Origin of the sequence: Roseateles noduli (genome assembly GCF_050626985.1) — a bacterium.
Classification (GTDB): domain Bacteria; phylum Pseudomonadota; class Gammaproteobacteria; order Burkholderiales; family Burkholderiaceae_C; genus Roseateles; species Roseateles noduli_A.
On the sequence record NZ_CP192463.1, the window covers coordinates 5,602,215 to 5,621,218 of the forward strand.

25 protein-coding genes and 2 tRNA genes are annotated in these 19,004 nt (G+C 64.4%); 23 read left to right on the plus strand and 4 right to left on the minus strand.

Features of this window, described 5'->3' with window-relative positions:
- The first annotated feature begins 5 nt into the window (after positions 1–5).
- The 19 genes from rplE to ACQ4L4_RS24500 all read left to right on the plus strand — a co-directional run bounded on the left by rplE (position 6) and on the right by ACQ4L4_RS24500 (position 10,939).
- Positions 6–545: a 50S ribosomal protein L5 gene (gene rplE, locus ACQ4L4_RS24410; RefSeq protein ID WP_067278833.1), complete on the plus strand. Its 540-nt coding sequence runs from the start codon at positions 6–8 to the stop codon at positions 543–545.
- An 8-nt stretch (positions 546–553) separates the two neighbouring features.
- Complete coding sequence (gene rpsN / locus ACQ4L4_RS24415; protein WP_067065192.1) at positions 554–859, plus strand: 30S ribosomal protein S14; 306 nt, start codon at positions 554–556, stop codon at positions 857–859.
- Between the two features lie 23 nt (positions 860–882).
- Entirely contained in the window at positions 883–1,278 is a 396-nt protein-coding gene (gene rpsH, locus ACQ4L4_RS24420; protein ID WP_058933609.1) for a 30S ribosomal protein S8, read from the plus strand.
- Positions 1,279–1,296: 18 nt separating this feature from the next.
- Positions 1,297–1,830: a 50S ribosomal protein L6 gene (gene rplF, locus ACQ4L4_RS24425; RefSeq protein ID WP_431101408.1), complete on the plus strand. Its 534-nt coding sequence runs from the start codon at positions 1,297–1,299 to the stop codon at positions 1,828–1,830.
- An 11-nt stretch (positions 1,831–1,841) separates the two neighbouring features.
- Positions 1,842–2,201: a 50S ribosomal protein L18 gene (gene rplR, locus ACQ4L4_RS24430; RefSeq protein WP_377158095.1), complete on the plus strand. Its 360-nt coding sequence runs from the start codon at positions 1,842–1,844 to the stop codon at positions 2,199–2,201.
- A gap of 18 nt (positions 2,202–2,219) precedes the next feature.
- The gene (gene rpsE / locus ACQ4L4_RS24435) at positions 2,220–2,738 is read left to right on the plus strand and encodes a 30S ribosomal protein S5 (protein ID WP_067278825.1); all 519 of its coding nucleotides are present in this window, start codon (positions 2,220–2,222) and stop codon (positions 2,736–2,738) included.
- 16 nt (positions 2,739–2,754) lie between these two features.
- Positions 2,755–2,937: a 50S ribosomal protein L30 gene (gene rpmD / locus ACQ4L4_RS24440; RefSeq protein ID WP_088385516.1), complete on the plus strand. Its 183-nt coding sequence runs from the start codon at positions 2,755–2,757 to the stop codon at positions 2,935–2,937.
- Positions 2,938–2,962: 25 nt separating this feature from the next.
- Positions 2,963–3,394 (plus strand): 50S ribosomal protein L15, encoded by a 432-nt coding sequence (gene rplO / locus ACQ4L4_RS24445; RefSeq protein WP_297524281.1) that lies wholly within the window; start codon positions 2,963–2,965, stop codon positions 3,392–3,394.
- Positions 3,395–3,420: 26 nt separating this feature from the next.
- A complete protein-coding gene (gene secY / locus ACQ4L4_RS24450; protein WP_088404618.1) occupies positions 3,421–4,731 on the plus strand; it encodes a preprotein translocase subunit SecY in 1,311 nt (436 codons plus the stop codon).
- A gap of 51 nt (positions 4,732–4,782) precedes the next feature.
- On the plus strand, positions 4,783–5,001 hold the full coding sequence (gene infA / locus ACQ4L4_RS24455; RefSeq protein WP_088404619.1) for a translation initiation factor IF-1: 219 nt from the start codon (positions 4,783–4,785) through the stop codon (positions 4,999–5,001).
- A gap of 62 nt (positions 5,002–5,063) precedes the next feature.
- Entirely contained in the window at positions 5,064–5,177 is a 114-nt protein-coding gene (gene rpmJ, locus ACQ4L4_RS24460; protein WP_058933616.1) for a 50S ribosomal protein L36, read from the plus strand.
- A gap of 36 nt (positions 5,178–5,213) precedes the next feature.
- A complete protein-coding gene (gene rpsM, locus ACQ4L4_RS24465; RefSeq protein WP_088404620.1) occupies positions 5,214–5,579 on the plus strand; it encodes a 30S ribosomal protein S13 in 366 nt (121 codons plus the stop codon).
- A gap of 26 nt (positions 5,580–5,605) precedes the next feature.
- The gene (gene rpsK / locus ACQ4L4_RS24470) at positions 5,606–6,010 is read left to right on the plus strand and encodes a 30S ribosomal protein S11 (RefSeq protein WP_056194196.1); all 405 of its coding nucleotides are present in this window, start codon (positions 5,606–5,608) and stop codon (positions 6,008–6,010) included.
- Positions 6,011–6,270: 260 nt separating this feature from the next.
- On the plus strand, positions 6,271–6,894 hold the full coding sequence (rpsD, locus tag ACQ4L4_RS24475) for a 30S ribosomal protein S4 (protein ID WP_377158090.1): 624 nt from the start codon (positions 6,271–6,273) through the stop codon (positions 6,892–6,894).
- A 141-nt stretch (positions 6,895–7,035) separates the two neighbouring features.
- Positions 7,036–8,028 carry a DNA-directed RNA polymerase subunit alpha gene (locus tag ACQ4L4_RS24480; RefSeq protein WP_067278809.1) on the plus strand — a complete coding sequence of 331 codons (993 nt, stop codon included), beginning with the start codon at positions 7,036–7,038 and terminating at the stop codon, positions 8,026–8,028.
- A 92-nt stretch (positions 8,029–8,120) separates the two neighbouring features.
- Positions 8,121–8,510 carry a 50S ribosomal protein L17 gene (rplQ, locus tag ACQ4L4_RS24485; protein WP_377158088.1) on the plus strand — a complete coding sequence of 130 codons (390 nt, stop codon included), beginning with the start codon at positions 8,121–8,123 and terminating at the stop codon, positions 8,508–8,510.
- Positions 8,511–8,721: 211 nt separating this feature from the next.
- Positions 8,722–10,599 (plus strand): protein-disulfide reductase DsbD, encoded by a 1,878-nt coding sequence (dsbD, locus tag ACQ4L4_RS24490; protein WP_431101409.1) that lies wholly within the window; start codon positions 8,722–8,724, stop codon positions 10,597–10,599.
- A gap of 67 nt (positions 10,600–10,666) precedes the next feature.
- Positions 10,667–10,743, plus strand: a tRNA-Met gene (locus ACQ4L4_RS24495).
- 119 nt (positions 10,744–10,862) lie between these two features.
- A tRNA-Met gene (locus ACQ4L4_RS24500) sits at positions 10,863–10,939 on the plus strand.
- Between the two features lie 86 nt (positions 10,940–11,025).
- Here ACQ4L4_RS24500 and selD read toward each other — a convergent pair.
- From selD to ACQ4L4_RS24515, 3 genes are read right to left on the minus strand one after another with little or no spacing between them, the layout of a single operon-like run.
- Entirely contained in the window at positions 11,026–12,102 is a 1,077-nt protein-coding gene (selD, locus tag ACQ4L4_RS24505; protein WP_431101410.1) for a selenide, water dikinase SelD, read from the minus strand.
- Between the two features lie 26 nt (positions 12,103–12,128).
- Entirely contained in the window at positions 12,129–12,752 is a 624-nt protein-coding gene (locus ACQ4L4_RS24510; RefSeq protein WP_431101411.1) for a tRNA-uridine aminocarboxypropyltransferase, read from the minus strand.
- A gap of 8 nt (positions 12,753–12,760) precedes the next feature.
- Positions 12,761–13,645: a ProQ/FINO family protein gene (locus ACQ4L4_RS24515; RefSeq protein ID WP_431101412.1), complete on the minus strand. Its 885-nt coding sequence runs from the start codon at positions 13,643–13,645 to the stop codon at positions 12,761–12,763.
- Between the two features lie 534 nt (positions 13,646–14,179).
- Between ACQ4L4_RS24515 and ACQ4L4_RS24520 the strand changes: the two genes are divergently transcribed.
- A complete protein-coding gene (locus ACQ4L4_RS24520) occupies positions 14,180–14,740 on the plus strand; it encodes a thymidine kinase (protein WP_431101413.1) in 561 nt (186 codons plus the stop codon).
- 21 nt (positions 14,741–14,761) lie between these two features.
- Here the strand turns inward: ACQ4L4_RS24520 and ACQ4L4_RS24525 are convergent, their stop codons facing one another.
- Positions 14,762–14,998, minus strand: a complete 237-nt coding sequence (locus ACQ4L4_RS24525) for a hypothetical protein (protein ID WP_067278790.1) — start codon at positions 14,996–14,998, stop codon at positions 14,762–14,764.
- A 314-nt stretch (positions 14,999–15,312) separates the two neighbouring features.
- Between ACQ4L4_RS24525 and ACQ4L4_RS24530 the strand changes: the two genes are divergently transcribed.
- The 3 genes from ACQ4L4_RS24530 to ACQ4L4_RS24540 all read left to right on the plus strand — a co-directional run bounded on the left by ACQ4L4_RS24530 (position 15,313) and on the right by ACQ4L4_RS24540 (position 19,003).
- A complete protein-coding gene (locus ACQ4L4_RS24530; RefSeq protein ID WP_431101414.1) occupies positions 15,313–15,870 on the plus strand; it encodes a GAF domain-containing protein in 558 nt (185 codons plus the stop codon).
- A 246-nt stretch (positions 15,871–16,116) separates the two neighbouring features.
- Positions 16,117–17,151 carry a branched-chain amino acid ABC transporter permease gene (locus ACQ4L4_RS24535; protein ID WP_431101415.1) on the plus strand — a complete coding sequence of 345 codons (1,035 nt, stop codon included), beginning with the start codon at positions 16,117–16,119 and terminating at the stop codon, positions 17,149–17,151.
- A 25-nt stretch (positions 17,152–17,176) separates the two neighbouring features.
- Positions 17,177–19,003, plus strand: coding sequence for an ABC transporter permease subunit (locus ACQ4L4_RS24540; RefSeq protein WP_431105010.1), 1,827 nt, complete (start codon positions 17,177–17,179; stop codon positions 19,001–19,003).
- Position 19,004: the final 1 nt, after the last annotated feature.

Consider the following 19,004-nt stretch of genomic DNA (forward strand, 5'->3'; position numbering starts at 1 on the left):
AAGACATGGCTCGTTTGCAAGAGTTCTATCGCGAGAAGGTCGTCCCCGGTCTGACCGAGAAGTTCGGCTACAAGTCCGTGATGGAAGTGCCGCGCATCACCAAGATCACGCTGAACATGGGCGTGAGCGAGGCGGTCGCTGACAAGAAGGTCATGGACCACGCCGTGGGCGACCTGACCAAGATCGCTGGACAGAAGCCCGTGGTGACGAAGTCGAAGAAGGCGATCGCCGGCTTCAAGATTCGTGACGGCGTGCCTATCGGCTGCATGGTGACCCTGCGTGGCGCCACGATGTACGAATTCCTGGATCGTTTCGTGACCGTGGCCTTGCCGCGCGTGCGTGACTTCCGCGGTATCTCGGGTCGCTCGTTCGACGGTCGCGGCAACTACAACATCGGCGTCAAGGAACAGATCATCTTCCCCGAAATCGAATACGACAAGGTGGATGCTCTGCGTGGTCTGAACATCAGCATCACGACGACGGCCAAGACGGACGACGAAGCCAAGGCACTCCTGGCTGCGTTCAAGTTCCCGTTCAAGAACTGAGGTGACCCGTGGCAAAACTCTCGATCAAGCAACGTGAGCTGAAGCGCGCCCAACTGGTCGCCAAGTACGCGAAGAAGTACGCGGAACTGAAGGCCATCATCGACGACAGCAAGAAGTCGGACGAAGAGCGCTATCTGGCCCGTCTGGAGCTGCAGAAGCTGCCCCGCAACGCCAACCCGACCCGCCAGCGTAACCGCTGCGAGCTGACCGGCCGCCCCCGTGGCACGTTCCGCAAGTTCGGCCTGGCACGTAACAAGATTCGTGAGCTGGCCTTCAAGGGCGACATCCCCGGTGTCGTCAAGGCCAGCTGGTAATCGGCAGGTTTAGGAGATTTCGTATGAGCATGAGTGATCCTATCGCCGATATGCTGACCCGCATTCGCAACGCCCAGAGCGTTGAGAAGGCCAGCGTCGTGATGCCTTCTTCGAAGCTGAAGGTCGCGATCGCCAAGGTCCTGAAGGATGAAGGCTATATCGACGATTTCGCGGTGCGCGGCGACGCTGCCCGTCCCGAGCTCGAGATCGCGCTGAAGTATTACGCCGGCCGTCCGGTGATCGAGCGCATCGAGCGCGTGAGCCGTCCCGGCCTGCGCATCTACAAGGGCCGCCACGATATTCCCCAGGTCATGAATGGCCTGGGTGTGGCGATCGTCACCACCCCGAAGGGCGTGATGACCGACCGCAAAGCACGTCAAGCCGGTGTCGGCGGCGAAGTGCTCTGCTACGTCGCATAAGCCAAGGAGAGACAGACAATGTCCCGCGTTGGAAAAATGCCGGTCGTCCTCCCGCAAGGCGTGGAAGTGACGATCAGCGCTGAGAAGATCAGCGTCAAGGGAACCCAAGGCACCCTGTTCGTGGCCGTGAACCCTCTGGTTACGGTCAAGCTCGACGGCGGCAAGCTGACGTTCGTCCCCGTCAACGATTCGGCGGAAGCCGATGCGATGAGCGGCACGATGCGCGCCTTGCTGGCCAACATGGTCAACGGCGTCAGCAAGGGCTTCGAAAAGAAGCTGAACCTGGTCGGCGTGGGTTTCCGCGCTCAAGCCCAGGGCCAGAAGCTGAACCTGCAGATCGGGTTCTCTCACCCGGTCGTCAAGGACATGCCGGCTGGCATCAAGGTCGAATGCCCGACCCAGACGGAGATCCTGATCAAGGGTGCCGATCGCCAGGTCGTCGGTCAGATCGCCGCTGAAGTGCGCGCGATCCGTCCGCCGGAGCCCTACAAGGGCAAGGGCATCCGCTACGCCGACGAAAAGGTCTCCCTCAAAGAGACCAAGAAGAAGTAAGGAGCCGCGCCATGCTGAACAAGAAGGAACAACGCCTGCGTCGTTCGCGTCAAACGCGTGCTCGCATCGCCCTGCAGCGCGTGGCCCGTCTGACGGTCTTCCGCTCGAACCTGCATATCTACGCCTCGGTGATTTCCGAAGACGGCCAGCGCGTGCTGGCTGCCGCTTCGACCGCCGAGAAGGAAGTGCGCACGCAGCTGTCCGGCAAGGGTGGCAACGTGGCCGCCGCAAGCCTGATCGGCAAGCGCATCGCCGAGAAGGCGAAGGCTGCTGGCGTCGAGAAGGTGGCTTTCGACCGTTCGGGCTTCGCTTACCACGGCCGTGTCAAGGCCCTGGCTGAAGCCGCTCGCGAAGCCGGCCTGCAGTTCTGACGCTCAAAGGATTAGGAAATGGCAAAGTTTCAACCCCGCGCTCAGACCGAAGGCAACGACGACGGCCTGAAGGAAAAGATGATTGCGGTCAACCGCGTCACGAAGGTTGTGAAGGGCGGCCGCACGCTGTCCTTCGCTGCGCTGACCGTGGTCGGTGACGGCGATGGCCGCATCGGCATGGGCAAGGGCAAGGCCAAGGAAGTTCCGGTCGCCGTGCAAAAGGCGATGGAATCGGCCCGCCGCAACATGGTCAAGGTCCAGCTGCGCAACGGCACCATCCAACACAACGTGGTGGGTGAGCACGGTGCAGCGCACGTGATCATGGCTCCGGCTCCGGCTGGTACCGGCGTCATTGCCGGCGGCCCGATGCGCGCTGTCTTCGAAGTGATGGGTGTGACCGACATCGTGACCAAGAGCCACGGTTCGACCAACCCCTACAACATGGTTCGTGCCACGCTGGACGCGCTCAAGCGCTGCTCCACGCCTGCCCAAGTGGCGGCCAAGCGCGGCAAGACGGTTGAAGAAATCTTCAACTGAGCGCCAGGAGATCGAGATGTCTGAAAAGAAAACGCTCACGGTCAAGCTGGTCCGCAGCCCGATCGGCTGCCGCGCGGATCACCGCGCGACGGTGGTCGGCCTGGGTCTTCGCAAGCTGAACAGCACGAAGACGCTGGAAGACACGCCGGCGGTCCGCGGCATGATCAACAAGATCGCCTACCTGGTGCAGGTGCTGTAAGCACGGCATCGACGAGGAACACAAGATGCAACTCAATACCATCAAGCCCGCCGCTGGTGCCAAGCACGCCAAGCGTCGCGTGGGCCGTGGCATCGGCTCCGGTCTGGGTAAGACCGCTGGCCGTGGCCACAAGGGGCAGAAGTCGCGTGCCGGTGGCTTCCACAAGGTCGGCTTCGAAGGCGGTCAAATGCCGCTGCAACGTCGCCTGCCCAAGCGTGGTTTCAAGTCGCTGGCTCGTCCGTTCAATGCGGAAGTGACGCTGTCGGAACTGAACCTGCTGACCAGCGAAGAGATCGATCTGCTGACGCTGAAGGCTGTCGGCCTGGTGTCCGAGCTGGCCAAGTCTGTCAAGGTCATCAAGTCCGGCGAAATCACCCGCAAGGTGAGCATCAAGGGTCTGGGCGTGACGGCGGGCGCGAAGGCGGCGATCGAAGCCGCCGGCGGCTCGGTCGCTTGATCAGCCAAGCACAGGACTAGGCAGCAGTGGCAAGCAACGCATCACAGTTGGCCAAGAGCGGCAAGTTCGGCGACCTGCGTCGCCGTCTTGTGTTCCTGGTGCTCGCGCTGGTCGTCTACCGCGTCGGGGCTCATATCCCCGTGCCCGGCATCGATCCGACGCAGCTCCAGCAGCTGTTCAAGGGTCAGCAGGGCGGGATCCTGAGCCTGTTCAACATGTTCTCGGGCGGTGCGCTGTCGCGCTTCACCGTCTTCGCGCTGGGCATCATGCCCTACATCTCGGCCTCGATCGTCATGCAGTTGATGACGTACGTGGTGCCGAGTCTGGAAGCGCTGAAGAAGGAAGGCGAGGCTGGTCGTCGCAAGATCACGCAATACACCCGCTACGGCACGCTGGGCCTGGCAATCTTCCAGAGCTTGAGCATTGCTTTCGCGCTGGAGAGCTCGCCTGGTCTGGTGTTGAGCCCTGGCTTCGGCTTCCGCATCACTGCGGTGACGAGCCTGGTGGCTGGCACCATGTTCCTGATGTGGCTGGGTGAACAGATCACTGAGCGTGGCCTGGGCAATGGCATCTCGATCCTGATCTTCGGTGGCATCGCTGCGGGTCTGCCGGGCGCCATTGGTGGTCTGCTCGAGCTGGTTCGCACCGGTGCAATGAGCGTGATCTCTTGCCTGCTCGTGATCGCGATCGTCATCGGCGTGACCTACCTGGTCGTGTTCGTTGAGCGTGGTCAGCGCAAGATCTTGGTCAACTATGCCAAGCGGCAGGTTGGCAACAAGGTCTACGGCGGCCAGAGCTCGCATCTGCCGCTGAAGCTGAACATGTCGGGCGTGATTCCGCCGATCTTCGCGTCGTCGATCATCCTGCTGCCGACCACCCTGGTGAGCTGGTTCGCGACCGGTGACAGCATGCGCTGGTTGAAGGACATCTCGGATGCACTGCGTCCGGGACAACCGATCTATGTGCTGCTTTATTCGGCCGCGATCGTGTTCTTCTGCTTCTTCTATACGGCGCTGGTGTTCAACAGCCGTGAGACAGCAGACAACCTGAAGAAGAGCGGTGCATTCATCCCCGGGATTCGTCCCGGTGACCAGACGGCTCGCCACATCGACAAGATCCTGTCCCGGCTGACGCTGGCGGGTGCGGTGTACATCACCGGGGTGTGTCTGCTGCCTGAGTTCCTGACGCTGAAGTACAACGTCCCGTTCTACTTCGGTGGCACGTCGCTGTTGATCATCGTGGTCGTCACGATGGACTTCTGGGCCCAGGTCCAGTCCTACGTGATGAGCCAGCAGTACGAGTCGCTGCTGAAGAAGGCCAGTTTCAAGGCCAACTGAAGGCGCACCAGGCAAACAGAATATTGGATCCAATTTGGCAAGTGCGAAGGTATGGCGAAAGATGACGTCATTCAAATGCAAGGGGAGATTCTGGAGAACCTTCCCAACGCAACCTTCCGAGTCAAGCTGGAAAACAGTCACGTCGTTCTCGGTCATATCTCCGGAAAAATGCGGATGCACTACATCCGCATCCTTCCTGGCGACAAGGTGACCGTTGAATTGACGCCGTACGATTTGAGTCGTGCTCGCATCGTGTTCCGGGCGAAGTGAGCTTTTTAGCAACCCCCGGATCAACGCTGATTGAGCGAACAGAGTAGGTCAAGGAGCAGACCATGAAAGTTTCGGCATCTGTCAAGAAGATGTGCCGCAATTGCAAGATCATCCGTCGTAATGGCGTGGTGCGTGTGATCTGTACCGATCCGCGGCACAAGCAGCGCCAAGGCTGATTGGCCTAACGACTGCAAGCGAATTAGAGGACGCACATGGCACGTATTGCTGGTATCAACATTCCGCCGCACAAGCACACCGAGATCGGTCTGACCTCGATCTACGGCATTGGCCGTACGACCGCGCAGAAGATCTGCAACAGCTGCGGCATTCCGCTGGACAAGAAGGTCAAGGACCTGAACGACTCCGATCTGGAAAAGATCCGCGAGGAAGTCGGCCGTCTGACCATCGAGGGCGACCTGCGTCGCGAGATGTCCATCAACATCAAGCGCCTGATGGACCTGGGTTGCTATCGTGGCTTCCGCCATCGCCGCGGCCTGCCGGTGCGCGGCCAGCGTACCCGCACGAATGCCCGTACCCGCAAGGGTCCGCGCAAGTCGGCGGCGACCGGCAAGAAGTAATCCGCGGCAACTGAAGAAAGCTAACCATGGCAAAAGCACCCAATAACTCGGCTGCCCAGCGCGTTCGCAAGAAGGTTCGCAAGAACGTTGCCGACGGTATCGCCCACGTCCACGCTTCGTTCAACAACACCATCATCACGATCACCGATCGCCAAGGTGGTGCGCTGTCTTGGGCATCGTCGGGTGGCCAGGGCTTCAAGGGCTCGCGCAAGTCGACCCCCTTCGCGGCCCAGGTGGCTGCCGAAGTGGCTGGCCGCGCTGCTCAAGAGCAAGGCATCAAGAACCTGGACGTCAAGATCAAGGGCCCGGGCCCGGGTCGCGAATCGTCGGTGCGCGCCTTGGCTGCGCTCGGCATCCGCATCAACTCGATCTCTGACGTGACGCCGGTGCCGCACAACGGTTGCCGTCCGCAGAAGCGTCGCCGCATCTAAGCGGTGGTGCTGAACGGTCGCGATTAGTGAGATAATCTCCGGTTCGTTCAGAACATGCCGGCTGGCGCGCGAGTGCCAGCCGGCCGTTTTGCTGAGGTGGGCTGAAACGCCTACTCAGCAGGTGTCGGCGGCAACGTCGGCCCGGTAGAAGTCACTGACTTCTTGAAGCCCACCGTCCGAGCCTACAAAAACACTGGCCGGACTCGCGCGCTGCCCGGAATGTCTCCGAGCTCGCGTCAGATTGATGAAGGACACGCAAAGTGGCACGTTACCTCGGCCCGAAGGCCAAACTTTCCCGCCGTGAAGGCACCGACCTGTTCCTGAAGAGCGCCCGCCGCGCCATCAGCGACAAGGCCAAGTTCGACACCAAGCCTGGCCAGCATGGCCGCACCTCGGGTCAGCGCACGTCCGACTTCGGTCTGCAGCTGCGCGAGAAGCAGAAGGTCAAGCGCATGTATGGCGTGCTGGAGCGTCAGTTCCGCCGCTACTTCGCTGAAGCCGAGCGCCGCAAGGGTTCGACCGGTGTCAACCTGCTGGTGCTGCTGGAATCGCGCCTGGACAACGTCGTCTATCGCATGGGCTTCGGCTCGACCCGCGCGGAAGCCCGCCAGTTGGTCTCGCACAAGGGCATCACGGTGAACGGCGAAGTCGTGAACATCGCGTCCTACCTGGTGAAGGCCGGTGACGTTGTCGCCGTGCGTGAAAAGGCCAAGAAGCAGCTCCGCATCATCGACAGCCTGAAGCTGGCCGAGTCGATCGGCCTGCCGGCCTGGGTGGCGGTCGATGCCACGAAGCTGGAAGGCATTTTCAAGAAGACGCCGGACCGCGACGAGTTTGGCGCTGAGATCAACGAGTCGCTGATCGTTGAGTTGTACTCGCGTTAATTCTTTCGTGCCTGCCGAGCGGCCCTGCAAGGGCCTGCTCGGCTTTTCCTCGTCCGGGTATCGCCAGTTGTTGTGGGCGGACCTGGTTGGTCCCTCAGCCTTATCGGTGTAACGAACCGAGGGTATTGATAGAAAGACCTCATGCAAACGAATTTGCTCAAACCCAAATCCATCACTGTGGAACCCCTGGGCGGTCATCGCGCCAAGGTGATCCTGGAGCCGTTCGAACGCGGCTATGGCCACACGCTGGGCAACGCCCTGCGTCGCGTGCTGCTGTCCTCGATGGTGGGTTATGCGCCGACGGAAGTGACGATCGCGGGTGTGCTGCATGAGTACTCCGCCATCGACGGCGTGCAGGAAGATGTGGTCCACATCATGCTGAACCTGAAGGGCGTGGTGTTCCGTCTGCACAACCGTGAGGAAGTGACGCTGGTCCTGCGCAAGGAAGGCGAAGGCCCCGTCACGGCCGCCGACATCCAGACCCCGCACGACGTCGAGATCATCAACCCTGATCACGTCATCGCCCACCTGTCGCAAGGCGGCAAGCTGGACATGCAGATCAAGGTCGAGAAGGGCCGTGGCTATGTCCCCGGCAACATGCGCCGCTACGGCGACGAGCCGACCAAGGCCATCGGCCGCATCGTGCTGGACGCATCGTTCAGCCCGGTGAAGCGCGTCAGCTACGCCGTCGAGAACGCCCGCGTCGAGCAGCGTACCGACCTGGACAAGCTGGTCATGGAAATCGAAACCAACGGCGCCATCTCGCCCGAGGAAGCGATCCGTGCGTCGGCCAAGATCCTGGTCGAGCAGATGGCCGTCTTCGCCCAGCTGCAGGGCACCGATCTGGTCGACGTGTTCGACCAGGCGCCGGCCGCCCGTTCCAGCAGCTTCGATCCGATCCTGCTGCGTCCGGTCGACGAGCTGGAGCTGACCGTGCGCTCGGCCAACTGCCTGAAGGCCGAGAACATCTACTACATCGGTGACCTGATCCAGCGTACCGAGACCGAGCTGCTGAAGACCCCGAACCTGGGTCGCAAGTCGCTGAACGAAATCAAGGAAGTGCTCGCCTCGCGCGGCCTGACCCTGGGTTCGCGTCTCGAGAACTGGCCGCCCCAAGGTCTCGACAAGCGTTGATTTTTTGAAAGAGGACGGGTCCATCGATCCGTCCGGTGCCCCCGGCAGTACCTGATCCGGCTGCTGGCAATAACTGAAGGAAGGAAAGCACCATGCGCCACCGTAACGGCCTCCGTAAACTGAACCGCACCAGCGAACACCGTGCCGCGATGTTCCGCAACATGGCGGTCTCGCTGCTGCAACACGAAGCGATCAAGACCACGCTGCCCAAGGCGAAGGAACTGCGCCGCATCGTCGAGCCGCTGATCACCCTGGCCAAGGAAGCGACTGTCGCGAACCGCCGCCTGGCGTTCGACCGTCTGCGTGACCGTGACATCGTCGTGAAGCTGTTCAACGAGCTGGGCCCGCGTTTCGCCACCCGTCCGGGCGGCTACACCCGTATCCTGAAGATGGGCTTCCGCGTCGGCGACAACGCTCCGATGGCGTACGTCGAACTCGTGGATCGTCCTGATGCCGCCGAAGGCGAAGGCTCTGCCGAATAAGCAGCGACTCGCTACCGTGCGCCAAAGGCCAGCAGGAATGCTGGCCTTTTTTCTTTTGTGTCCGCGATACGCGCAACGTGGACAGGGCATGGCGCCTGTCCAACGTCATGCAGCCCCGCTTGGCGCTAAGCTTCGCGCCTTTCCGACCTCACTGGCGACGCGGGCCCGACCCGTTCGCGTACGCCCCGCGTTCATGACTCCCATTGCCCTGATGCGACGCCTGTTGCCGGCGCTGTTCCTGTTGGTGACGCTGGCCTCGGCCTTGCTCGCCAGCCCGGCGCGCGCCGATGATTTCCTCGACCCCGAGCAGGCCTTCAAGATCGATGTGCAATTGACCGGGGACCGCGAGTTCCAGGTCAACTTCACGATCGCGCCCGGTTATTACATGTACCGCGACCAGTTCAAGCTGGACGCCGCCGACGCGAAGTTCGGCGACATCGCGTGGCCGGCGCCGAAGCGCAAGTTCGATGAGACCTTCCAGAAGGAGGTCGAGACCTATCGCGATCGCCTGAGCATCAAGGTGCCGGTGGAGGCGCTGTCGCAAGGCCCGTTGAAGCTCGTGCTGACGGGTCAGGGCTGCGCGGACAAAGGCTTGTGCTACCCGCCGATGAAGAGCCAGTTGACCTTGGGGCTGAAAGGCTTCGGTGGCGACGGCGCGGTGAAGATCGGTGCGGCCCCGGATGCGCTGAGTGGCTTCGGCGTTTCGAGCGCGGTGGCGTCCACTCCTGCCGACGCGTCTCCGGCGAAGGTGTCAGAAGGGCAGCAGACATCCTCCGACAAGTCGGCGGGATCGCCGCTCGACGATGCGCTCGCGTCCGGCCGCCTGTGGTTGATCGTCGGCGCGTTCTTCGCCGCCGGTGTCCTGCTGTCGCTCACGCCCTGTGTCCTGCCGATGCTGCCGATCCTGTCGTCGATCATCGTCGGCCAGGGTGAAACGCCATCGCGCGCGCGCGGCTTCTTCCTCGCGTTCAGCTACTCGTTGGGCATGGCGCTGCTCTACACGGCACTCGGGGTCGCGGCTGGCCTGGCCGGTGGTGGATTGGCCGCGTATCTGCAGAAGCCGTGGGTGCTCGCGCTGTTTGCGTTGCTGCTGGTCGGCTTTTCGCTGTCGATGTTCGGTGTCTACGAGATTCAGCTGCCCAGCCGCTTCACCGGAGGCGTGTCCGACGCCACGCAGCGCTTGCCGGCCGGCAAGTTTGTCAGCGTGTTCGTCATGGGCGGGCTGTCCGCGCTGATCGTCAGTCCCTGCGTAGCCGCACCGTTGGCTGGCGCGCTGCTCTACATCAGCCAGACCGGCAACGTCGCGATCGGGGGACTCGCCCTGTTTGCGCTTGCCTGGGGCATGAGTGTCCCGCTGCTGCTGCTGGGTCTTTCGGCCGGCACGCTACTCCCCCGCGCCGGTGCATGGATGGAGACGGTCAAGTACTTCTTCGGCTTGCTCCTGCTTTCCGTGGCGCTGTGGATCGTGCAGCCAGTGCTGTCGCCAGTGATCGCACAGCTCCTGTGGGGCGCCTTGCTGGTTGCCGTTGCGGCCCTGCTGGGACTCTTCCACCGTAGCGAGGCCAATACGCCTCGCGTGTGGCTGCGAAAGAGTGTGGCCGTGGCAGCGATGGTGTTTGGCGTCGCGCAGTTCGTCGGCGTTGCCGCAGGCGGGACCGATACGTTGAAACCGCTTGCCGGCATCAACGGTGTGAGCAGGACTGCGGGCGGCACGGCAGCCGCGGAGTCGTCGACGGTCAGCTTCCGCAAGGTCGCGACAGTCGCCGAGCTCGACGAAGCGCTGCGCAGTGCCGGCAAGCCCGTGATGCTCGACTTCTACGCGGACTGGTGCGTGTCATGCAAGGAGATGGAGCGCTTCACGTTCACGGATGCACGCGTGCAGGCCAAGCTCGCCGGCGCGCTGCTGTTGAAGGCGGACGTCACTGCGAACAACGCCGGAGATCGCGAGTTGCTGAAGCGTTTCAAGCTTTTCGGCCCGCCGGGCACGATCTTCTTCGATTCCAAGGGCGGGGAACTGACCGGAGTGCGTGTGATCGGATTCCAGGACGCCGATCGCTTCCTGCAATCGCTCCAGGCCGCTGGGCTGTGACTCTGGAAAGACTGTCGCCGAAAGTTGAAGTGGGGGTCCTTTCCGTGCTACACTCTCATTCTTCAGTCGCGGGGTGGAGCAGTCTGGTAGCTCGTTGGGCTCATAACCCAAAGGTCGTAGGTTCAAATCCTGCCCCCGCAACCAGAACATTGAACGCTGTCGCAGGACAGCGTTGTTGATCGGAACGGCAGCCGTCAGGGCTGATTCGATCCGATTGACGAAACGGCAGATCAGCGTCGGTGCTGATCGCCAAGCGGTACAGCCGCGGGGTGGAGCAGTCTGGTAGCTCGTTGGGCTCATAACCCAAAGGTCGTAGGTTCAAATCCTGCCCCCGCAACCAATCGAACAAGGGCCCTCATGCGAGGGCCCTTTGTTTTTTTGGCGAAGGCGTGGGGCGCCCGGAACTTCAGAGGATCTCGGATCCCATCAAGCGACGCGTAGACGTGAGCCATCGCCCTCAGCGACGACGCGTCCAACGACGCTGGCGGCGCCGAAGCCGTGCCGAGCGAAGACCGCCAACACCTGGTCGACGGCTGCGGGTGAACACGACACCAGCAAGCCGCCACTGGTCTGGGGATCGCTCAACAGCGCCTGAGTCTCCGCCGGCAGCGAGGCGCCCAGCGCGATCTCGGCACCATAGGCCGCCCAATTCCGCCCCGATGCTCCTGTGATCAGGCCTTCGGCGGCCAGCGAGCAGACGCCCTCGAGCAGCGGCACTGCGGCCCAATCGATCTCGATCGCGCAGCGCGACCCACGTGCGATTTCGAGCGCATGTCCGGCAAGTCCGAACCCTGTCACGTCAGTCAACGCGTGGACGCCGGGGAGCGCCGCGAGTTCCGGCCCCGGCGTGTTCAACAAGGTGGTCGTGTCCAGCATCCGCCTGTATGACGCGTCATCGAGTCGGCCTTTCTTCAGCGCCGCCGACATCACGCCCACGCCGAGTGCCTTGCCCAGCACGAGCACGTCACCGACCTTGGCGTCCGCATTGCGCTTCACGCGGGAAGGATGAACCAGCCCCAACGCGACCAGCCCGTAGATCGGCTCGACGGAGTCGATCGTGTGTCCGCCGGCGATCGGAATACCCGCCTGGCGACAGACCGAGGCGCCGCCTTCGAGGATGCGCCCGATCGTCGCTGCGCTCAGCACCGCGACCGGCATCCCGACGAGTGCCAACGCCATGATGGGCCGGGCGCCCATCGCGTAGACGTCACTGATCGCATTGGTGGCGGCGATACGGCCGAAGTCATGGGGGTCGTCGACGATCGGCATGAAGAAGTCGGTCGTGGCCACGAGGGCCTGCTCGTCGTTGAGGCGATAGACCGCCGCGTCGTCCGAGGTCTCAATGCCGACGAGCAACTCCTTGGGCACGGGAAACGCGCCCGTACCCTTGAGGATCTCCGACAGCACGCCTGGCGCAATCTTGCAGCCGCAGCCGCCTCCGTGCGACAGCGAGGTCAATCGCGGCTCTGAGGCCGGAGTAGGGGCGGCGGTGATGGGGTTCATGGCGTCGCAGCTTACCGCGCAGCGCCTCAGATCTGTGGAGGAGGGGCGTTGCCTGCCAAGCGCCACTGCAGCGCGACAAAGGCATCCATGGCCTGCCATAGCGGCGCATAGCGAGCCTCGTCATTGTCGAGCGCCGCCAGTGCCGATGCGCAAGCCTCCAGCGTGCTGCGCTGCGAATCCGCATGAGCACGGCGGATCTTGTAGCGCGACGGTGGAGGCGCCTCAAGAGCGAGTCGCGGTAGCGTCTGCAGCCAAGGGTTCAGGGCCAGCAGTCTTCGACTGCGGCGCCAGGTGCCGTCCAGCGCGACGAGCGTTGTTGTAGCGACGTCCTTGGCCATCGACGCTGTGCGTTGCATCGGCGAGCCCGGCGGCTCGTGACCGTGTGTCGGTGGATACAGCAGGACGAGGCCGTCAATGGATCGGGGCGGCTCGAAGCGCTCGCCGACACGCAGCTCGACACGTGACAGGCACCGCGCCAGCAGTGCGGCGGTGCCTTTCGCTTGCCCCACCTCGCCGGGGTCCTGAAGGATGAGCAGTGCGGAGCGGTTGTCGACGTGATGCACGCATGCGCACCAACAAGCGACGAGCGGCCGTCCGCATCCCTCGCAGAGGGGGCGTCGGCCGCTCAGGCCACCATCGGCGGCGGACACGGGAAGGATCAGCGCGGTGGGCGCGGGGGCTTGCGAGCGTCGTTCGGACGAGCCTGGCCGTCACGGCGAGGGCGGTCGCCTCGATCACCGCGCGGGCCTTGGCCCGGACCGCCGGGATGGCCCTCTCCCCGTGGACCACCACGGCGATGCTCGCCGCCGCGGGGCGGGCGGTCGTTGCGCTCCGGGCGCGGCGGCTGTTGCGCCTCTTCCTCGCGTGCCAGCTTCAGCTGGGCGTCCAGCTGTTCCTGCGTCAGGCCCTTGAGCGCGCAGAAGTTCGACGGCGTCAGCGTCGTGCGCGAGAAGTCCCGCAGCAACTGCGCACGCTCCAGGCGGCCGCGATCTTCCTCGACGCGACGCGCCTCGGTGATGCCGCGGCGACGCGTCAACTCTTCCTGGGCGGCGACTCTGTGTTCGTCGCTGAGTTCCCCAGCGGGTTGACCGTCGAGATCGAACCGCGTCTTCGCGCGGGTCAGCGCGATCAGGTAGCCGGTGCCGCCCGTGTAGCGTCGCAGGAATGCGGACAGCTGTGCCTTGGTGAACTGGCCCGGCGCGCGTTGCTGGATGTCGGACTGCACGCGCAGCTTCAACGGCTTGGCACCGCCGGCGAACAAGGCCGGGAAGAGCTCCTTGAGCTTGGCGGCGACGGCCTGGACATCGACGCGACCGCCCTCGGCAGCCTTGGCCTGGCCGGGCGTCGCCTCCGTGGGGACGGCATCGCCCGTCTCGGCGTCTGCGGTGGCCTCGCTGGAGGATTCGTCTGCTTCCGGCACGGGCTCTGCAGCCTCCGACACTGGTGCCGTCAGCACGGCCTCAGTCGTCTCGGTGGCGGGGGCCTTCTGATCGGGGAACTCGGGGGAGGTCACGTCGCCTTGCGGCGTGGTGCTGGAGGACATGCGTCAAGCGGCGCGGGGCCGGCCTTCGGGAAAAAGGGGGATTGTGCCCATAGCCGCGCGGGCGTGGCAATTCGCGCCGATCGACGGAGGGCGCCCGTCCTGCCTTGGGGACGCCTTCCGTGGGAGAAATCAGGTCTTCGGTTCGCAGGCGGGCTTGCAGACCAGTTCGGTCCGACCCAGGATCCGCTTGGACTGGAGGCTGCTCGGGGGGCGATGACGCCCGCATTTGAAGCAGGAGCGGGTTTGACCGCTACCCTGGAACGGCGACCCCCCCAGCTTGGAGGCATAGCGCAGGCCGTCATCCCGAACGGCGGTGCAGGTGTCTTTGCTCATGGTCTCGCTTCGCTTGGCGCTCTTGTTCGCGCCGGCGGGTTCGTGTCCCGTCGGCGCATCGATTCCCTCGAGATCCATAGTAGGTGGGGCGTGTGACGCCCCGCTACATCGCTTGCCCGGGGGTGAAAGCGCTGTCCGACGAACGGCGGCTTTTACGCCGACAATCGCCCGCTTGCCCGGCAGCCCGGGTGTTCGAGAACCATGGCCAAACTGTTTTTCCGCTACGCGGCGATGAATGCCGGCAAGTCCACCGCCCTGCTGCAGGTGGCACACAACTACGAGGAGCGCGGCCACGCGGTGCGCCTGTTCACCGCCGGGGTCGACGACCGCTACGGCAAGGGAATGGTCACGTCGCGGCTGGGGCCGCAGCGGGTGGCGGAAGTGTTCAACGGCGAGACGGATTTCCGCGCGCTGATCACGCAGTCGCCGGGCATCGCCTGCATCCTCGTCGACGAGGCCCAGTTCCTGACGAAAGAACAGGTCTGGTCGCTGCATGAGATCGCGCACATGCGCCATGTGCCCGTCATCTGCTACGGCCTGCGGACGGACTTCCGCGGCGAGCTGTTCACCGGCTCGGCAGCCCTGCTGGCGCTCGCCGACGAGATGGACGAGATGAAGACCATCTGCGACTGTGGCCGCAAGGCCACGATGAACATGCGTGTCGACGCCACCGGTCGCAAACAGACCGAAGGCGCGCAGGTCGAGATCGGCGGCAACTCCCGTTACCGCGCGGTCTGTGGACGCTGCTTCAGGGCATCCTGAAGATGCCCGGTAAGCCTGGGCTTACTTCTTCGTCAGCTGCTCTTCCAGTTCCTTGCAGGAAGGAGCGCAGACTGGCTGGGACTTGCCCAGCAGCTTGCGGGACTTCAGCAGCGCACGAGGGCGATGCTTGCCGCAGAGGAAGCACGACATGGTTGCCGCGCCAAACGAGGAGGTCGCCGCGAACGGCGAACCTGGAGCTTTAGAGCGATAGCGCAGACCATCGGCTTCGATGGTCGTCTTGGTCGTATCCTTGGCCACGCTGTTCCTGATCCTGATAAGAGTTTGAAATGCCGCGCCGTCGGTCCCAAGTTCCCCCCAGGGACAGACGGCGAAACCCGTATTTTCCTATAAGCCGGGCCTTCCCCGTACCGGGGCATCGCTAATGACCTCGCGCGAAGGTCGCCCGAATCGGTTCCAAGAGACATTCGTTGCTGCAGGCGCCGGTTGCGTTCCCTCTCTAGCGGACGCTCGTCCGAAGGCGCTTGGTGCGTTTTAGGGAAAACACCTAGAATGCCGTCGCGCCGTTTCACCGTGGCGTCAACAACAAGGACACACAGGGAGCGAGCGTGGCGATGGAAAGGATCGAAGGGCTGTTTGCCGCCATGCGGGCGGCCAGTCAGGAAATGGAATGGCCGGCGACCGAGGCCCGCGACAGCGGCCTGGAAACGGCCGGCGAGCTGGCCGAGCGATACGCGCAGGCCGTCAGCGAGGCCCTGTGCGGCCACTTCCGGAGTTCGCACGCCAGCCTCTGGCTGCTGGATGGCGAGCCTGGGGATTACCGCCTGCGCTGCCTCGGCGCGCATGCGATCGACGGCGTGAGCCGTCAGCGCACGCTCTGCGAGCAACGTGCCTATCCCGGCTATTTCGGCGCCCTGCTGTCCGAGGGTGTCTTCAACTGCGCAGACGCCCAGACCGATCCGCGGCTGAGCACGCTGCAGCCGCCGCCGACGTGGCGCGCGATGCTGGACGTATCCGGGCAGATCAACGGCAAGACCTTTGGCGTGATCGCACTCGGCCAGCGCGACACCGCCCGTGTCTGGACGAAGCGCGAAGAGCTGGACCTGCGCCGCGCCACCGCGAAAGCGTGCCTCCACCTGCACGCGCTGCGGAACGAACTCGAGACGGTCTGACTGCCGGCCGCAAGGTCTGGGCAGCGCGTGATTCAACTTCGACCGACCGGTCGGATTAATATCTTGCGAAATGTCAATGCGGCATCCACTGACGGACGGCTGAAGGCTTCCCGCTAGAGTCGGTCGCCACACGTCCCATGGACGACCAACCCCCGGGCGATGGCCTTCGGAGCGGTCGCGACGGCGCCGGCACGCATCGGCGACGCGCGGTCAACGGCCTTGCCCGGCACCACGACAGGAGACAAGGTGGACGGGGCGATTGCAAGCATCTTGGTGCTGGACGGGGTGACCAACGGCGCGATCTACGCGCTGCTGGCACTGGCCCTCGTCCTGGTCTTCGCGGTCACGCGGGTGATCTTCATTCCTCAGGGGGAATTCGTCGCCTTCGGCGCGTTGACCCTTGCGGGACTGCAACTCGGTCACACGCCGCTGACGATCCACTTCCTGATCGCGATGGCACTGCTGACGGCGGTGCTGGACCTGATTGCGGCCGCGCGCGCGGGACGCCTCGGGGCGGAATGGTTGTCGATCGCGCTGCGGGCGCTGCCAGGCGTTGCGATCGGGCTCTGCGCGTTGTGGCTCGCGCCGATGAAATTGCCGCTGGTGGCGCAGGCGCTGCTGACGCTGGCGATCGTGACGCCGATGGGCGGGTTGCTCTACCGGCTTGCGTACCAGTCGCTGGCGGACGCGTCGGTGCTGGTGCTGCTGATCGTCTCGGTCGGCGTGCACTTCGCGCTGACGGGGCTGGGCCTGGTGTTCTTCGGCGCCGAGGGCTCGCGCAACCCGAGCTTCTGGGAGGCGAGCTACTCGGCCGGGCCGCTCATGTTCTCGGGACAGACGCTCATCATCGTGATGGCCTCGGCGGCGCTCATCGTCGCGTTGTGGCTGCTTTTCGAGAAGAGCCTCTACGGGAAGGCGCTGCGCGCGACCGCGGTGAACCGGCTCGGCGCCCGGTTGATGGGGATCTCCAGCACGTCCGCGGGCCGGCTGTCGTTCACGCTGGCCGCCTTCATCGGCGCGCTGTCGGGCATCCTGATCAGCCCCACCACCACGATCTTCTACGACAGCGGCTTCCTCATCGGCCTGAAGGGCTTCGTCGCCGCCGTCTTCGCAGGTCTGTCGAGCTATCCGGGCGCCGCGCTGGGCGCGCTGCTGGTCGGCCTGATCGAGTCGTTCAGCTCCTTCTGGGCCAGCGCCTTCAAGGAGGTCATCGTCTTCACTTCCATCCTGCCGGTGCTGCTGTGGCGCAGCTGGCGCGATCCGCACCATGAGGAGCATTGACGTGACCTCCGATCGATCCGCTGCCATGAAGGCCGCCGCCGCTCCCGCCGCGGACTCGACCGCCGAGTCCAGGCCGTGGAAGCGCCGCATCGTGCCCGCGCTGCTGTTCGCCGCCCTCGCGCTGCTGCCGCTGCTGCCGGTGCCCGAGTTCTGGATCACCCAACTGAACTACATCGGCATGTTCGCGCTTGTCGCGTTGGGGCTGGTGCTGCTGACCGGCGTCGGCGGGCTGACGTCGTTCGGACAGGCCGCCTTCGTCGGTGTCGGTGCGTACACGACCGCGTTGCTGAGCGCGCGCTACGGACTGTCGCCGTGGATCGGACTCGCCGCCGGCATCGCGATCACACTGGTCATCGCGCTGGTGCTGGCCTTGATCACGCTGCGGATGTCGGGCCATTACCTGCCGCTGGCGACGATCGCCTGGGCGCTCAGCCTGAACTTCACGATCGCCAACATGGAGTCGCTCGGCAAGTACGACGGACTGCTCGGCGTGCCGGCGATCGAGCTGTTCGGCGTCAGCCTGGCGGACGGCCGCGCGATCTACTACCTGATCTGGCTGTTCGCGCTCCTGGGCGCGATCGCCGTGAGCAATCTGCTGGACTCACGCCCCGGCCGCGCGATCCGGGCGCTCGGCGGTGCGACGGTGATGGCCGAGTCGATGGGCGTCTCGACCTTCCGCTACAAGGTCGTTGTCTTCCTGATCGCGGCGGTGCTCGCGTCGATCTCGGGCTGGCTGTTCGCGCATGTCCAGCGTACCGTGAACCCGAGCCCCTTCGGCCTGAAGATGGGCATCGAATACCTGTTCATGGCCGTCGTCGGCGGCGTGTCGAGCGTGTGGGGCGCGTTCGTCGGCGCGGGGGTGTTCAAGATCATCGAGGACCAGCTCAAGGAGCTGCTGCCGGCGCTGCTGGGCAGCAACGGCAACTTCGAGATCATCGTGCTCGGCATCGTGCTGGTGCTGATGCTGAAGTACGCGCCCAAGGGACTGTGGCCGTCGCTGCAGAAGGCGCTGTCGCGCTGGTGGCCGGCGCGGCCACGCGAGCGGAACTGGGAGGGCGCGCCCGCGCTCGAATCGCGCGCGAAGCCGCAGGCCGGCTCGGTGCTGCTCAAGGTCGAGAAGCTGCGCAAGCAGTTCGGCGGACTGGTCGCGGTGAACGACGTCAGCTTCGAGTTGCGCGCGGGCGAGATCATGGGCCTGATCGGTCCGAACGGCGCCGGCAAGTCGACGACCTTCAACCTGGTTTCCGGCGTGCTGTCCGCGACCAGCGGCGAACTGCGCTTCGCCGGCGAGCCCATCACCGGCCTGCCGGCCCGGCAGATCGCGCGTCGCGGCATGTCGCGGACCTTCCAGCACGTGAAGATGATCGCGGACATGACGGTGCTGGAGAACGTCGCGCTCGGCGGCTATCTGCGCTCGCACAGCGGCACGGCGCAGGCGATGCTGCGCCTCGACCGCGCGGAAGAAAAGCGCCTCTTCGCCGAGGCCGAGAACCAGTTGCGCCGCATCGGCATGCAGGACCACCTGCAGGAGCTCGCCGGCAATCTGGCGCTCGGACCGCAGCGTCTGATGGAGATCGCGCGGGCGCTGTGCAGCGACCCGTCGCTGCTGCTGCTCGACGAGCCGGCCGCGGGCCTGCGCCACAAGGAGAAGCAGGCCTTGGCCGCCGTGCTGCGTCAGTTGCGCGCCGAAGGCATGAGCATCCTGCTGGTCGAGCACGACATGGACTTCGTCATGGGGCTGACGGACCGGATCGTCGTGATGGAGTTCGGCACCAAGCTGATCGAGGGCACGCCCGCCGAGGTGCAGGCCAGCCCCGAGGTGCGCGCGGCCTACCTGGGAACGGAACACTGAC